This is a genomic window from Aureimonas phyllosphaerae (assembly GCF_047943035.1).
Classification (GTDB): Bacteria; Pseudomonadota; Alphaproteobacteria; order Rhizobiales; family Rhizobiaceae; genus Aureimonas; species Aureimonas phyllosphaerae.
In genome coordinates this window covers 39,245-53,792 of sequence record NZ_CP181348.1, presented here as the reverse complement: position 1 = coordinate 53,792, position 14,548 = coordinate 39,245, and the positions used below count along the sequence as shown (strand labels likewise).

The 14,548-nt window shown below is 70.2% G+C and carries 11 protein-coding genes; 7 read left to right on the top strand and 4 right to left on the bottom strand.

Annotated elements, in window-relative coordinates:
* The first annotated feature begins 1 nt into the window (after nt 1).
* A complete protein-coding gene (locus tag ACLNGM_RS00250) occupies nt 2–856 on the top strand; it encodes a GNAT family N-acetyltransferase (protein WP_416358524.1) in 855 nt (284 codons plus the stop codon).
* 24 nt (nt 857–880) lie between these two features.
* On the opposite strand, the gene ACLNGM_RS00245 is transcribed toward ACLNGM_RS00250, so the two are convergent.
* Nucleotides 881–1,186: a DUF1236 domain-containing protein gene (locus ACLNGM_RS00245; RefSeq protein WP_416356701.1), complete on the bottom strand. Its 306-nt coding sequence runs from the start codon at nt 1,184–1,186 to the stop codon at nt 881–883.
* Between the two features lie 273 nt (nt 1,187–1,459).
* Here ACLNGM_RS00245 and mutS point away from each other — a divergent pair, with 273 nt between their 5' ends.
* From mutS to murJ, 4 genes are all read left to right on the top strand, one after another.
* Entirely contained in the window at nt 1,460–4,144 is a 2,685-nt protein-coding gene (gene mutS / locus ACLNGM_RS00240; protein ID WP_416356700.1) for a DNA mismatch repair protein MutS, read from the top strand.
* A gap of 124 nt (nt 4,145–4,268) precedes the next feature.
* The gene (locus ACLNGM_RS00235) at nt 4,269–5,114 is read left to right on the top strand and encodes an SDR family oxidoreductase (protein ID WP_416356699.1); all 846 of its coding nucleotides are present in this window, start codon (nt 4,269–4,271) and stop codon (nt 5,112–5,114) included.
* Nucleotides 5,115–5,254: 140 nt separating this feature from the next.
* Nucleotides 5,255–8,122, top strand: coding sequence for a [protein-PII] uridylyltransferase (locus ACLNGM_RS00230; protein ID WP_416356698.1), 2,868 nt, complete (start codon nt 5,255–5,257; stop codon nt 8,120–8,122).
* Complete coding sequence (gene murJ, locus ACLNGM_RS00225; RefSeq protein ID WP_416356697.1) at nt 8,119–9,729, top strand: murein biosynthesis integral membrane protein MurJ; 1,611 nt, start codon at nt 8,119–8,121, stop codon at nt 9,727–9,729. The genes ACLNGM_RS00230 and murJ overlap by 4 nt, the downstream gene beginning before the upstream one ends.
* A 21-nt stretch (nt 9,730–9,750) precedes the next feature.
* Here the strand turns inward: murJ and ACLNGM_RS00220 are convergent, their stop codons facing one another.
* Complete coding sequence (locus ACLNGM_RS00220) at nt 9,751–10,305, bottom strand: DUF3597 domain-containing protein (protein ID WP_416356696.1); 555 nt, start codon at nt 10,303–10,305, stop codon at nt 9,751–9,753.
* A 209-nt stretch (nt 10,306–10,514) separates the two neighbouring features.
* Between ACLNGM_RS00220 and trpS the strand changes: the two genes are divergently transcribed.
* Together trpS and ACLNGM_RS00210 are read left to right on the top strand one after the other, a co-directional pair.
* Nucleotides 10,515–11,582: a tryptophan--tRNA ligase gene (gene trpS / locus ACLNGM_RS00215; RefSeq protein WP_416356695.1), complete on the top strand. Its 1,068-nt coding sequence runs from the start codon at nt 10,515–10,517 to the stop codon at nt 11,580–11,582.
* A gap of 245 nt (nt 11,583–11,827) precedes the next feature.
* Nucleotides 11,828–12,319: a universal stress protein gene (locus ACLNGM_RS00210; protein WP_055893609.1), complete on the top strand. Its 492-nt coding sequence runs from the start codon at nt 11,828–11,830 to the stop codon at nt 12,317–12,319.
* Between the two features lie 3 nt (nt 12,320–12,322).
* On the opposite strand, the gene ACLNGM_RS00205 is transcribed toward ACLNGM_RS00210, so the two are convergent.
* The gene (locus ACLNGM_RS00205) at nt 12,323–13,792 is read right to left on the bottom strand and encodes a sensor histidine kinase (protein WP_416356694.1); all 1,470 of its coding nucleotides are present in this window, start codon (nt 13,790–13,792) and stop codon (nt 12,323–12,325) included.
* Nucleotides 13,789–14,460 carry a response regulator transcription factor gene (locus ACLNGM_RS00200; protein WP_416356693.1) on the bottom strand — a complete coding sequence of 224 codons (672 nt, stop codon included), beginning with the start codon at nt 14,458–14,460 and terminating at the stop codon, nt 13,789–13,791. Before ACLNGM_RS00200 ends, ACLNGM_RS00205 begins: the two co-directional genes overlap by 4 nt.
* Nucleotides 14,461–14,548: the final 88 nt, after the last annotated feature.

Genomic DNA, 14,548 nt, shown 5'->3' with positions numbered 1-14,548 from the left:
CATGCTCTCGCTGATCCCCTCGGCGCCGCGCAGCCTCACCGCGCCGCTCGACCCGCGCGCGCCGGTCCTCGGGCGTCTGGGCGGGCTCGAGGTGCGGCTGGCCCGCACCAAGGCCGAGATCCGGGCGGCGCAGGAATTGCGCTACCAGGTCTTCTACGAGGAGATGAGCGCCAAGCCGTCGCCGCTCCAGAAGATGACGCGTCGCGACGCCGACGGGTTCGACCGCTTCTGCGATCATCTTCTCGTCTTCGACCGCGCGAGGGCGGGCGAGGGCACGGCGCAGATCGTCGGTACCTATCGCCTCCTGCGGCAGGCCACCAAGGGCCGCTCGCCCGGCTTCTACACGGCCGGCGAGTTCGAGATCGACCGTCTGGTCGCCCGCCATGCCGGGCTTCGCTTCCTCGAACTCGGCCGCTCCTGCGTCCTGCCCGACTATCGCGGCAAGCGCACCGTCGAACTCCTGTGGCAGGGCATCTGGGCCTATGTGCTGGAGCACCGGATCGACGTCCTGTTCGGCTGCGCCTCGCTCGCCGGCACGGACCTGTCCAAGCTGTCCGACGCCCTGGCGCTCCTGCGCGACAGTGCGCCGGCGCCGGACGAATGGCGCGTGCGCGCGGTCACCGGACGCCGCTTGACGCTGCCGGCCGGCACCGTCTGCGCCGATCCCAAACGTGCGCTGGGCACGCTGCCGCCGCTCCTGAAGGGCTACCTGCGGATCGGCGGCTATGTCGGCGAGGATGCGGTGGTCGACCACCAGTTCGGCACCACCGACGTTCTCGTGGTGCTACCGGTGTCGCGGATCAACCCTCGCTATGTCAGTCACTATGGGGCCGACGCGAGCCGCTTCGCGGCCTGAGCCCGCCCGGCTGCGAGCCGATCCCTACTGGTCGACGCGGACCACGGAGCGGGTGCGCATGTCGACCAGCACCGGGCGCCCGTCGAAGTAGAAGTAGCCATAGTCCTGGTCGCCCTCGACGCGGGCGAGTTCCACCGTCTGGGGAACCGATGCGCCGAGGCTCGGCGCGCTTCTCATCTGCGCGTCGGCCTGCGGGTGGTCGACCGCGTACTGGTAGACGTTGACCCGCTCCTTCTGGTCCTGCGCCAGCGCCGCACCGGCACCGCCCATGAGAAGGAGCGCCGCCAGCGCCGCCCCGCCGATCCTCGAAAATCCGTCGATCCGTGTCATCGCCTGTCCCCGGACGCGCAGCCTTCAGCACCGCGCATCGAGCAAAATCCATCCTGATCGCGTTCTAGCACTAGCCTTCGGCAAAATCATGGACGCCTGCAGACCGTCAGTCTCGCATGCGGTTGTTGAATGCCCGATGAATGGTGCGTGTTCCCTCGGAAATCCTGGGGACGGCAGGGGGCGTCAGGCTTCCGCCCCGGGGCAGGCGCCGTTATCCATGCACCCATGCTCGACATCCTGCGACCCGACCGCGAACCGCGACAGGCCCCCGACATGGGGCCGGCTGCCGTGGGCGACGCCGCGCCGACGCCGATGATGGCGCAGTTCCTCGAGATTAAGGAGCGTCACGCCGACTGCCTCCTGTTCTACCGGATGGGCGATTTCTACGAGCTCTTCTTCAACGACGCGGTGGAGGCCTCCGCTGCGCTCGGCATCACGCTGACGAAGCGCGGCAAGCATCTGGGCGCCGACATCCCGATGGCGGGCGTGCCGGTCGTCTCCTCCGACGACTATCTGCAGAAGCTGATCGGCCTCGGCTTTCGCGTCGCCGTCTGCGAGCAGGTCGAGGATCCCGCCGAGGCCAAGAAGCGCGGGGCCAAGTCGGTGGTGCGGCGCGACGTGGTGCGCCTCGTCACGCCCGGCACGATCACCGAGGAAACGCTGCTCGAGCCCGGCCGGCCGAACTACCTCATGTGCCTGTCGCGAATCGGCGGGGCCGCGGGCGCCTATGCGATCGCCTGGACCGACCTGTCGACCGGCCTTTTCCGCATCGCGCAGACGAGCGCCGATCAGCTTGCCGCCGACGTCTTGGCGATGGAGCCGTCCGAGGTCGTGGTCGCCGACACGCTGGCCACCGACGAGGCGCTCGGCCCGCTCGTGCAGCGGCTGGGGCGGCGCCTGCGCGTCGAGCCGGCGGTGCTCTTCGACGGCGCGACGGCCGAGGAGCGCCTGTGCCGTTTCTTCGGCGTCTCCACGCTGGACGGGTTCGGCACGTTCGGGCGGGCCGAGCTGTCGGCGGGCGCGGCGCTTCTCGCCTATCTCGCCCGCACGCAGCTGAAGGCGCATCCGCCGCTCTCGCCGCCGCGCCGCGTGGAAGCGGGCTCGTATCTTAGGATCGACCCGGCGACGCGCGCGAGCCTCGAGCTGACCCGCACCGTCGCGGGCAAGCGGCAGGGCTCGCTGCTCGCCACGATCGACCGCTGCCTGACGGGCGCGGGCTCCCGACTTCTGGGCGCGCGCCTCGCCCTGCCGCTGACCGATCCGGCTGGGATTTCCGAACGGCAGGACAGCGTGGCGGTTTTGGCGGAGGAGGGCACGCTGCGCCGTCGCCTGCGCGAATGCCTGCGCGGCCTGCCCGACATCGAGCGCGCCCTGTCGCGGCTTGGCCTCGATCGTGGTGGCCCACGCGATCTCGGCGCGCTCGCCGAAGGGCTGGAGCGGGCCGGCGCGATCGCGCGCGAACTCGCTGGCGCGGACCTCGGGCACGAGCTGGCCGAGGCGCTCGCAGCGCTCGAGGCCCGGCCGCAGGCGCTCGCCGTAAGCCTCACCGACACGCTCGCCGACGATCTGCCGCTGCAGCGCCGCGACGGCGGTTTCGTGCGCGCCGGGGCCGATCCCGATCTCGACGAGACGCGGGCACTGCGCGACCACTCGCGCCGCGTCGTCGCCGAACTGCAGGCGCGCTATGCCGGCGAGACCGGTATCCGCTCCCTGAAGGTCAAGCACAACAACGTGCTCGGCTATTTCGTCGAGGTGCCGGAGGCGCAGGGGCCGGCGATGCTGGCGGGGGACGGCTTCCACCATCGCCAGACGCTCGCCTCCGCCATGCGCTTCTCGACGCCGGAACTCGCCGACCTCGAGGCCCGCATCACCGAGGCGGGCTCGAAGGCTCTTGCGATCGAGCTTGCGCTCTTCTCGGGCTTGCGTGACGCGGTGCTCGCCGAGATCGACGCCATCCGCGCCGTCAGCGACGCTCTCGCCGTGATCGACGTGTCGGCGGGGCTCGCCGAACTCGCGGTCGCCGCGGACTGGGTCCGGCCCGTGGTCGACGGCTCGCTCGCCTTCTTCATCGAGTGCGGCCGCCATCCGGTGGTCGAGGCGGCGCTGAAGGGCGGCGGCCAGTCCTTCGTCGCCAACGACTGCGACCTGTCGCCGCCGCAGGGCGTGTCCGGCAAGGCGGGCGGTGCCGGCGCGATCTGGCTCATCACCGGTCCCAACATGGGCGGCAAGTCGACCTTTCTGCGCCAGAACGCGCTGATCGCGGTGCTCGCGCAGATCGGCGCCTTCGTGCCGGCGACGAAGGCCCATATCGGCGTCGTGGATCGCCTGTTCAGCCGCGTCGGCGCGTCCGACGACCTTGCCGAAGGTCGCTCGACCTTCATGGTCGAGATGGTCGAGACCGCTGCGATCCTCAATCAGGCGACCGAGCGTACGCTGGTCGTGCTCGACGAGATCGGACGCGGCACCTCGACCTATGACGGCCTGTCGATCGCCTTTGCGGCGGTCGAGCACCTGCACGAGGTGAACCGGGCCCGTGCGCTTTTTGCCACCCACTTCCACGAGATGACGGCGCTGGCCGGGCGGCTGAAGCGCCTGCGCAACGCGACGGTGCGCGTCAAGGAGTGGGAAGGCGAGGTGATCTTCCTCCATGAGGTGACGTCGGGTGTCGCCGACCGCTCCTACGGTGTCCAGGTCGCGCGCCTTGCCGGCCTGCCGCCGGCCGTGGTCGAGCGGGCGCGGCAGATCCTGTCGGAATTGGAGCGGTCCGGCCAGGGCGAGAAGCGCACCGCCTTCCTCGACGACCTGCCGCTCTTCTCGCAGGCCGCCCGCGCGCCTGCCGCCCCACCGCCGTCGCCCGCGCTGGACGCGCTCGCAGCGCTCGACCCGGACGCCCTGACCCCACGCGAGGCGCTGGAAGCGCTCTATCGACTGAAGGGGCTTGTCGCCACCAAGCCCTGACGCACCGCGCGGATCGTTACCCGGCCACGCTTTGCGCGGGGAGCCGGGCGGGAACGCCCGCGGCGCGTCGGCCTTCCTTGCCCGGATGCGCCGCCCCGGTGGCGCGCAGAAGGAGCCATGCGCCATGTCGAACTTTCCCGCCCAGCACCAGTCCCGCGATCCCGGCCTCGAGCACGAGATGACGCCGCGGCCGGACTACGAGCCGCGCTTTCCCGGATCCGGTCGCCTTGCCGGCAAGACGGCGATCATCACGGGTGGGGATTCCGGCATCGGTCGCGCCACCGCCGTCCTCTTCGCGCGCGAGGGCGCCGATGTCGCGATCCTCTATCTCGACGAGGACCGCGACGCCGAGGAGACCAAGGCGCTGGTCGAGCGCGAGGGCCGCAAGGCGCTCCTGATCAAGGGCAACGTGCGCTCCAAGGCCGCCTGCAAGGACGCCGTCGAAAAGACCGTCGCCACGTTCGGCAAGCTCGACATCCTCGTCAACAACGCCGCCCACCAGGAAGAGGTGGAGGATCTCAGAGAGATCTCCGAGGAGCAGCTCGCCAAGACCTTCGAGACCAACATCTACGGCTACTTCTACATGACGCAGGCCGCGCTCGATCACCTCAAGAGCGGGGCGGCCATCGTCAACGTGACCTCGGTCAACTCCTACAAGGGCAACGACACCCTGATCGACTACTCCTCGACCAAGGGCGCCATCACCGCCTTCACGCGTTCGATGGCTTCCAACCTCGTGGAAAAGGGCATTCGCGTGAACGGCGTCGCGCCGGGTCCGATCTGGACGCCCTTCATCCCGATGGCGATGGACGAGGAGAAGGTCGCGAGCTTCGGCAGCCAGGTGCCGATGAAGCGCGCCGGCCAGCCGAACGAGGTCGCCTCGGCGCTCCTGTTCCTCGCCTCCGACGACGGCTCCTACTTTACCGGACAGGTGATGCACCCGAACGGCGGGACCATCGTCGGCGCCTGAACGCGCGCGCGCCGAGTGGAGGCCCTCCCGGCGCAACCTTTTGTCAGGGCCGCTCGCCCATGCTAGAGCGCCGCCGCCGGACGGACGGGCTTTCACGCCCGCCGACCGGCGGCGGCGTTGCGCCGGCATGAGGCAGTCCGATGAGCGTTCACTCCAAACCCGGCATCCGCTTCGCGGCGCGCCACCCGCTCGACGGCGAGGACCTGCGCCTTGCCGAGATCGTCGACCCGGCGGCGCTGCGCGCGGCGCTCTGGGCCCTCGTGCCGTCGGAAAAGCCGGGGGCCTGCGCGACGCCCGAGGTTCGTGCCAAGGTGCTGGCCGTCCTCAAGGCCGCCAACGTCGCCGGGCGGAAGGCCGCGGAGGCGATGCTGTTCGCCGACGGTGGGGGGCTGCCCTGCGCCGCGCGCATCTCGGCGCTGCAGGACGAGTTGATCCGCGCCGTCTACGATTTCGCCCTCCACCACGTCTTCGCCGCCACCAACCTGTCGTCCGGCGAGCGCATGGCGATCCTTGCCGTCGGCGGCTACGGGCGCGGGACGCTGGCGCCCGGCTCCGACATCGATCTCCTGTTTCTCCTGCCCTACAAGCAGACGGCGCTCGGCGAGCAGGTCGCCGAGTATCTTCTCTACCTTCTCTGGGACCTCGGACTGAAGGTCGGCCACGCGACCCGCTCGGTCGAGGAGAGCGTGCGCCTGTCGGAGAGCGATTTCACCATCCGTACCGCGATCTTGGAGCGGCGGCTGATCTGCGGCGATGCCGAACTCTTCGCCGAACTCGGCCGCCGCTTCGACGCCGAGGTGGTCGAGGGCACGGGCCGCGCCTTCATCGCCGCCAAGCTCGCCGAGCGCGATGCGCGCCACGCCAAGGGCGGCGACACGCGCTATCTCGTCGAGCCCAACGTCAAGGAAGGCAAGGGCGGGCTTCGCGACCTTCACACCCTGTTCTGGATCGCCAAGGACCACTATCGCGTCGACACGCGCGAGGCGCTGGTGGCGGCCGGCGTCTTCTCGCGGCGCGAGGGCCAGATCTTCGGCAAGGCCGAGGACTTCCTCTGGGCCGTGCGCTGCCACATGCATTTCCTGACCGGCAAGGCCGAGGAGCGCCTGTCCTTCGACATCCAGCCGGAGATCGCCGCGCGTCTCGGCTACACGTCGCATCCGGGCCTCACCGACGTCGAACGCTTCATGAAGCACTACTTCCTGATCGCGAAAGACGTCGGCGACCTCACCGGCATCTTCTGCGCGGCGCTGGAGGAGGAGAAGGCCAAGGACGTGCCGGGCATCCGCGGCTTCGTCCAGTCGCTGCGCCGCCGCTCGCGCCACATTCCCGGCACGCTGTCATTCCTCGTCGACAACGGCCGCATCAACGTGGCCGACCGGCACGTCTTCGTGGCTGATCCGGTCAACCTCCTGCGCATCTTCAAGCTCGCGGCGGTCCATCGGCTGGAGTACCACCCGGACGCCCTGAAGCTGATCCGCCGTTCGCTGCGCCTGATCGACAACGACCTGCGCCGCAATCCGGAGGCCAACTCCCTCTTCATCGACGTCCTGACCGACCGCGAGGACCCGGCCTTCCACCTGCGCCGGATGAACGAGGCCGGGGTGCTCGGCCGCTTCGTGCCCGACTTCGGCAAGATCGTCGCGATGATGCAGTTCAACATGTATCACCACTACACGGTGGACGAGCATCTCCTGCGCTCGATCGCGGAACTCTCCAAGCTCGAGCGCGGCAATCTCGGCGGCGAGCTGCCGGTGACTTCCGGCTTCATCTCGACGATCCGCGACCGCGTGCCGCTCTACGTCGCGCTTCTCATCCACGATATCGCCAAGGGCCGGCCGGAGGACCATTCGGTCGCGGGCGCCGAGATCGCCGAGGAACTCTGCCCGCGCCTCGGCCTCGATGCCGGCGAGACCGAACTCGTCGCCTGGCTGGTGCGCGACCACCTCGTGATGTCGATGGTGGCGCAGCAGCGCGACCTCAACGACCACAAGACGATCCGCGATTTCGCCGCCCGCGTGCAGACGCTGGACCGGCTGAAGCTCCTGACTATCCTGACGGTCTGCGACATCCGCGCCGTCGGCCCGGGCGTCTGGAACGGCTGGAAGGGCCAGCTCATCCGCACGCTCTATGCCGAAACCGAGCCGATGCTCACCGGCGGATATTCAGAATCCTCGCGCGAGCAGCGCACGCAGGCCGCCAAGGCCGAACTGCGCGCCCGCCTGTCGGCCTGGGACGCTGAGGCGCGCGAGGCGGCGGTCGACCACCACTACCAGAACTATTTCCTGTCGGTGCCGATCGATGAGCAGGTGCGCCACGCCGAGTTCGTGCGCGACGCCGACGCCGGCGCGCGGACCTTCGCCACCATCGCGCGCACCGACCGGTTCCGGGGCGTGACCGAGATCACGGTTCTGGCGCCCGACCATCCGCGCCTCCTGTCGCTGATCGCCGGCGGCTGCGCCTCGGCTGGCGCCAACATCGCCGACGCGCAAATCTTCACGATGACCGACGGACGGGCTCTCGACATCGTCACGCTGAACCGCGAGTTCGCGGAGGACGCCGACGAGCTCCGCCGCGCGACGCGCATCGCCGCCACGATCGAGAGCCTCCTCAACGGGCGCGAGGCGATCCCGGCGCTGATCGCCCGTCGTCGTTCGCCCCGCACAAGCCCGTCCTTCGCCTTTCCCCCGCGCATCGACATCCACAACGAGCTGTCGAACCGCCTGACGGTGCTGGAGGTCGAGGGGCTCGACCGGCCAGGGCTTCTGGCCGATCTCACCGGCGCGATCTCCGACCTCTCGCTCGACATCCGCTCGGCCCATATCTCGACCTACGGCGAGAAGGTGGTCGACGTCTTCTACGTGACCGATCTCCTCGGCATGAAGGTGACGGGCGAGGGACGTTCGGACCGCATCCGCCGCCGTCTCCTCTCGGTCTTCGAGGACCCGGACGGCGAGCTTTCCTCCCCCTCCGTCAAGCCGACGCCGGTTGCCTTCGGGATCGTCAGTTGAGCCTTCTCAAGAAATTCGCGACCGTCGGTGGCGCGACGCTCGTCAGCCGCGTCTTCGGCTTCACGCGCGAGATGATGATGGCCTCCGCGCTCGGCATCGGGCCGGTCGCGGACGCCTTCAACCTCGCCTTCCGCTTTCCCAACCTCTTCCGGCGCCTGTTTGCGGAAGGCGCGTTCAACGCCGCTTTCATCCCGCTTTTCGCCCGCTCGCTGGAGGAGGAGGGCGAGGCCGGCGCGCGGCGCTTCGCGTCCGAGATCTTCGCGACCCTCTTCGTGGTGCTGATGGGGCTGACCGTCGTCGCCATGATCTTCATGCCGTTCCTGGTGAAGACCATCATCGCGCCGGGCCTTGCCGCCTGCATCGACGATCCCGAGACGCTTCGCCAGCAGCTCTCCTGCGAGGACCGCTTCGGCATCACCGTCGCCTTCTCGCGCATCATGTTTCCCTATCTCGCCTGCATGTCGCTGATGGCGATGGTGTCGGGCATCCTCAACGCGTTCCGCCGCTTCTTCGCCGCCGCGGCCGCGCCGACCCTCCTCAACTTCATCCTGATCGGCGTCCTCGCCTACGCGTGGTGGACGAAGGCCGACCAGCAGACGATCGGCTTCCTGATGAGCTGGGGCGTGCTCGCCGCGGGCGTCGGCCAGCTTCTGATGGTGACGCTCGCCATGCGGCTGGCCGGCTTCTCGGTCTTGCTCGGGCGGCCGCGCTGGACGCCGGGCCTGAAGCGGCTCCTGATCCTCGCCGGTCCCGCCGCCCTCATCGGCGGCATCACCCAGATCAACCTCTTCGTCGGGCAGGCGATCGCCTCCTACCAGCCCGGCGCCGTGTCGATCCTCACCTATGCCGACCGGCCCTATCAGCTGCCGCTCGGGATGGTCGGCGTCGCGATCGGCGTCGTGCTTCTGCCCGAGCTCGCACGCGCCCTGAAGGCGGGTCGGCTGGAGGAGGCGCAGCACACGCAGAACCGCTCGCTCGAGTTCGCGCTGTTCCTGACCGTGCCGGCGGCCGTCGCGCTCTTCGTGATGCCGGAGCCGATCATCCGGCTGATCTACGAGCGCGGCGCGTTCGGGCCGGACACGACCGAGAAGGTCGCCGCCGTCCTCGGCCTCTACGCCCTCGGCCTGCCGGCCTTCGTTCTCATCAAGGTCTTCTCGCCCGGCTACTTCGCGCGCGAGAACACGCGCACGCCGATGATCGTCACCGGCATCTCGGCGCTCGCCAACACCGTCCTGTCCTTCGTCCTGTTCTGGTTCTACGCCGAGCGCGGCATCGCGGCTGCGACGACGCTGGCCGGCTGGATCAACGCGGCCCTCCTGTTCGAGGGACTGCGGCGCCAGGGGCTCTGGCACGTCGACGGCAAGCTCCTGCGCCGCGCCGGGCTGGTGTTCCTGTCGGCCGCGTTGATGGGCGGCGCGCTCCTCGTGATGCTGGAGGCGCTGGAGCGCTGGATGGGATCGGACCCCAACGTCATCCACCAGTCGCTGGCCGTTCTGGCGCTCGCGGGTGTCGCCATGCTGATCTACTTCGCAGTGGCCTTCCTCACCGGGGCGGCCGACCGGGCCATGGTGCTGAAGCTCGTGCGGCGGAAACGGGCGGCCGGCTAGGGCCGCCCGGCTCCAGGGTCGTCAGTCGCGCAGCTCGGCCGGCACCATGCCGCCGTTGGCGGCCAGCTTCGTCATCACCTGCCGGTGGAGCCAGGTGTTCATCGCGGCCGAATCGTTGTGGTCGCCGGTGTAGCCGAGCTCCTTCGCCAGCTCCTGCCGGGCCGAGAGGCTGGAATCGAGGTCGAGGAGCTTCAGGAGATCGACGATCGAGTGACGCCAGTTGAGCGTCTGGCCGGCCCCCTTGGCCTTGCCGTCGAGGATCGCGGCGACATCCACCGCGCCCGCCGGAGCCGAGGCAGGAAGGCTGGAGGCGCCGGGCGTCGAGGCGACCGGGCTCGACGTTCCCGCCGTTGCCGGCGACACGACCTCGGAGGTCCCCGGCGCGCCGCTCGCGGGCGCCGTGATCTGCGGGCTCGGCGCGGTCGCCTGGCCGGCGGGCGCGGCGGTGCCGCCAAGGCTGGTCGAGGCCGGCGTCGCCGCGGGGCCGGTGCCGGCCTGCGGCGCGGCTTCGGTGGCGGGCGTCTCGGCGTGGGCGGAGCCGAAGATCTTGGACTTGATGCGGTCGAAGAAGCTCATGGGAGGTGTCCTCGTGTCTTATGCGGCCGCTGCCGGGCGCAGCGGGTGTGCAGCGAAGACGCAAGGGTTGTGCGGTTGGTTCCCAGCGACGCCCGGCGTTCGCTCAATGACGAGAACCAGCAGACACGGCGCGACTTGCCGCGCGCGTCCCGCTTCGCCATAAGCGCGCGACCGGCCGCGACGGCCGCTGAAGCCTTCGGAGCTGTCCCATGGCCGCGTTCCAGCCGCTCGTGTTCTCCGGCGTCCAGCCGACCGGAAACTTGCATCTCGGCAACTATCTCGGCGCGATCCGGCGCTGGGTCGCGCTGCAGGACCAGTATCCCTGCCTGTTCTGCGTGGTCGATCTTCATGCGATCACGGTGTTCCAGGAGCCGGAGGAACTGGAGCGCTCGATCCGCGAGGTGGCCGCCGCCTTCATCGCGAGCGGCATCGACCCAAAGAAGCACATCCTCTTCAACCAGAGCCGGGTGCCCGAGCATGCCGAGCTCGCCTGGATCTTCAACTGCGTCGCCCGCCTCGGCTGGATGGAGCGCATGACGCAGTTCAAGGAAAAGGCCGGCAAGGATCGCGAGCGCGCCTCGCTCGGGCTCTTCGCCTATCCGAGCCTGATGGCTGCCGACATCCTCGCCTACCGCGCGACGCTCGTGCCGGTCGGCGAGGACCAGAAGCAGCACCTGGAACTGACGCGCGACATCGCCGCCAAGTTCAACCACGACTACTCCGATCGCATCGCGGGCAAGGGCCTCGGGCACCCGATCGCGATGGGCGAAGAGACCGTGCAGGGCTACTTCCCGATGACCGATCCCTTGATCGAGGGGCCGGCGACGCGCGTCATGAGCTTCAAGGACGGCTCGAAGAAGATGTCGAAGTCGGACCCGTCCGACCTCAGCCGCATCAACCTGACGGACGATGCCGAGACGATCTCGCGCAAGATCCGCAAGGCGAAGACCGATCCGGACGCGCTGCCCTCCGAGACCGCGGGCCTCGCCGGGCGCCCCGAGGCCGACAACCTCGTCGGCATCTTCGCCGCGCTCGACAACCGGTCGAAGGCCGACATCCTCGGCGAATACGGCGGCCGCCCGTTCTCCGAGTTCAAGCCGGCGCTGGCCGACCTCGCGGTCGCCAAGCTCGCGCCGATCGCGACCGAGATGCGCCGCATCCTCGATGATCCCGCCGAGATCGACCGGACCCTACGCGACGGCGCCGAGCGCGCCCGCGCCATCGCCGGCCGCACGCTCGCCGACGTGAAGTCCATCGTCGGGTTGCTGAACGGCTGAGGTGGTCAGGCAGGGGCGCTGCCCCTGCACCCCGCCAGGGGACATGATGTCCCTGGGACCCCTCCTCACTCGAAGAGTGTCCGGGGGTGACGGGGGTCGCTGGCCCCCGTCATTCTTGGAAAGATCGTCGAATGAGAAGAAGGGTTCGGGAATTCCTTCCCGAGCGGGGACCGGGGCGGCAGCCCCGCCTCTCCACGCCCGCTCGCCCGCTTGCCGCCCCGGCGCGGCGCTGGCATGGTCCGGCCATGGTATCGAAGCGACTCGGGCGCGGCGAAGGCGGCCGCCGCAAGTTCTTGGCCGTCATCGACGAGACGCCCGAATGCGGGCGTGCCGCCGCCTATGCGGCGCGGCGCGCCAAGGCGTCGGGCGGCGCGGTCGTGTTCCTCTACGTGATCGACGGCGCGGACTTCCAGCAATGGCTGGGGGTCGGCGACATCATGCGCGCCGAGGCAATGGAAGAGGCGGAAACGCGCATGGCGCGGGTGACCGACGAGGTCCGGGAGGCGGTCGGCATCGAGCCCGAGACGCTGGTGCGCGAGGGCAAGACGGTGGCCGAAATCCGCGGCCTGATCGAGGCCGACCGCGAGATCGCGATCCTGGTATTGGCCGCGAGCGACGCCGCGGAAGGGCCGGGGCCGCTGGTCTCGGCCGTGGCGGGCTCGGGCTCGGCCTTCCCGGTCCCGGTCACTATCGTGCCGGCGACGCTCACCGACGAGGACATCGAAAGCCTCTGCTAGAGGTCAGGCGCCCGCCGCCGACAGCGGCAGCGTCAGCCGGACCTCGAGCCCGCCTTCGGGTGCGCGGCCGAGCGCGAGGCGCCCGCCGTAGAGGCCGGCGATCTCGGCGGTGATCGGCAGGCCGAACCCGTGGCCGGGGCGCGTCTCGTCGAGGCGGCGGCCGGGCTGGAGGACGGCGGCGATCTCGTCCGCCGAGAGACCCCGCCCGTCGTCGGCGATGCGCACGACGGCCTGCGCGCCCTCCTGCGCAGTCTCCAGAACGACGCGCCCGGCCGCGTGCCGGCAGGCGTTGTCGAGAAGATTGCCGAGCATCTCGTCGAGATCCTCCTGGTCGACCGCGACGAAGAGGCCGGGCGCCAGCCGGGTCTCGATCGCCACGCGCGGATCGAACTTCCGGAGCGTCGAGGCCAGGTCCTCGGCGTGGCGGGCGAGATCCGTGCGCTGGCGCACGGGGCCGCCCAGCGCTGCGGAGCGGGCGCGGCGGAGGTGATGGCGCACCCGCCGGTCCATCAGGGCGGAGAGGTCGAGGAAGCGGGCGCGCGCGTCGGGATCGGGCAGGCGTTCGGCGGCGGCCGAGAGCGTCGCGAGCGGCGTCTTGAGGCCATGCGCGAGGTTGGCGACATGGAGCCGCGACTGGCGAAGGTTGGCCGCGTCCTGCTCGATCAGCGCGTTGAGTTCGCGCTGCAGCGGCTCGAGTTCGGCGGGATAGCGCCCCTCCACCGTCTCGCGCTCGCCCGAACGCACGCGAACGAGCGCGGTGCGCAGCCGGTCGAGCGGCTTCAGGCCGAAGCGGACCTGCGCGAAGATGGCGGCGACGAGAAGCGCGCCGAGGCCGGCGAGGGTGACGGCGACCTGGAGCGTGACGTCGCGCAGCGGCTTGTCGATCGCCCCGCGGGGAGCGGCCACCAGAATGCGGGCCTCCCGGCCGCCGGGCAACGCGATCTCGTCCTCTCGCAGGACGATCGCCTGCCCGTCCGGCCCGCGTCCGAGGTCCAGCCGGTCGGCGCCGCCGCCGATCGACGAGGCGTCGTCCTCGTGGACGAGATCGCGCCCCCCGAGCGAGCGGGAGCGTGCGAGCACGCGACCGTCCGCGTCCACCTGCCAGAACCAGTCGCCGCGCGGCCTGTCGAACGGGGCGCCGTCGACCTCGGCGAGCGCGCGGGCCAGCGAGGGCGGCTCGGGCGGTCGCCGTCCGCGACGTGGCTCGTCGGGCGGCGGGGGCGCCAGCAAGGCGGTCTGGAGTGTCGCGATCTGCAGGTCGAGACGGCCGGCGACTTCGCCGCGCACGAACCGCTCCAGCACCGTTCCGATGAGGACGCCGGTGACGACGATGGCGGCGAGCACGAAGAGCGCCGCCGACAGGGTCAGCCGCGCCCGCAGCGACAGGTCGCGCAGCGCGCGGGGGCGGCGGGCCGGTGGGTGAGGGGGAGCGTGGGGATGCGGCGGATGGGACGGTGGGCGATGGGGCGTCATCCCGTCGCCTCCCCGGCCGTGAGGCGATAGCCGAGGCCGCGCACGGTCTCGATCATAGCATGGCCGATCTTGCGGCGCAGCCGCGCGATGATGACCTCCACCGAATTCGAATCGACCTCGGCATCGCCCTCGTAGACGCGCTCGATGAGGTCGGCGCGCGGCACGACGATCTCCTTGCGCAGCATCAGGCAGGAGAGGACGCGCCATTCCAGCGCGGTGAGCTTCAGGGGCAGGCCGTCGCGCTCGAACGTGCCGACCTGCGCGTCGAAGGTGAGGGGGCCGCAGGCGATGCGCGCGTCGGCATGGCCGCGCGAGCGGCGCACCAGCGCGCGCAGGCGCATCACCAGCTCCTCGACGCGGAACGGCTTGACGAGATAGTCGTCGGCGCCGGCCTTGAACCCCTGCACCTTGTCGCTCCAGCCGTCGCGCGCGGTGAGGATGAGGACCGGCAGGTCGCGTTTGGCAGCGCGCCAGCCGCGCAGCACCTCGATGCCGCCGAGGCCCGGCAGGCCGAGGTCGAGCACCGCGGCGTCGAAGAGCTCGGTATCGCCGAGATGCAGGCCGTCGATGCCGTTGTCGGCATGATCGACCGCGAAGTTCTCGGCCCGCAGCGCGCCCGCGATCTCGGCGGCCAGGCCGGCGTCGTCCTCGACCAGAAGCACGCGCATGGGAGGGGTTCGTCCTTTGATTGGATAGCCGCCCCGCCTAGTCCGGGCAGCTGAACGGAATCTGAACCGCGCGGTTCAGGAGGGGTTT

Bases quoted from the DNA above. Each gene is read 5' to 3' on its own strand.
- ACLNGM_RS00250 (WP_416358524.1), top strand. From the start codon at position 2: ATGCTCTCGCTGATCCCCTCGGCGCCGCGCAGCCTCACCGCGCCGCTC.
- ACLNGM_RS00245 (WP_416356701.1), bottom strand. From the start codon at position 1,186: ATGACACGGATCGACGGATTTTCGAGGATCGGCGGGGCGGCGCTGGCG.
- mutS (WP_416356700.1), top strand. From the start codon at position 1,460: ATGGGGCCGGCTGCCGTGGGCGACGCCGCGCCGACGCCGATGATGGCG.
- ACLNGM_RS00235 (WP_416356699.1), top strand. From the start codon at position 4,269: ATGTCGAACTTTCCCGCCCAGCACCAGTCCCGCGATCCCGGCCTCGAG.
- ACLNGM_RS00230 (WP_416356698.1), top strand. From the start codon at position 5,255: ATGAGCGTTCACTCCAAACCCGGCATCCGCTTCGCGGCGCGCCACCCG.
- ACLNGM_RS00220 (WP_416356696.1), bottom strand. From the start codon at position 10,305: ATGAGCTTCTTCGACCGCATCAAGTCCAAGATCTTCGGCTCCGCCCAC.
- trpS (WP_416356695.1), top strand. From the start codon at position 10,515: ATGGCCGCGTTCCAGCCGCTCGTGTTCTCCGGCGTCCAGCCGACCGGA.
- ACLNGM_RS00210 (WP_055893609.1), top strand. From the start codon at position 11,828: ATGGTATCGAAGCGACTCGGGCGCGGCGAAGGCGGCCGCCGCAAGTTC.
- ACLNGM_RS00205 (WP_416356694.1), bottom strand. From the start codon at position 13,792: ATGACGCCCCATCGCCCACCGTCCCATCCGCCGCATCCCCACGCTCCC.
- ACLNGM_RS00200 (WP_416356693.1), bottom strand. From the start codon at position 14,460: ATGCGCGTGCTTCTGGTCGAGGACGACGCCGGCCTGGCCGCCGAGATC.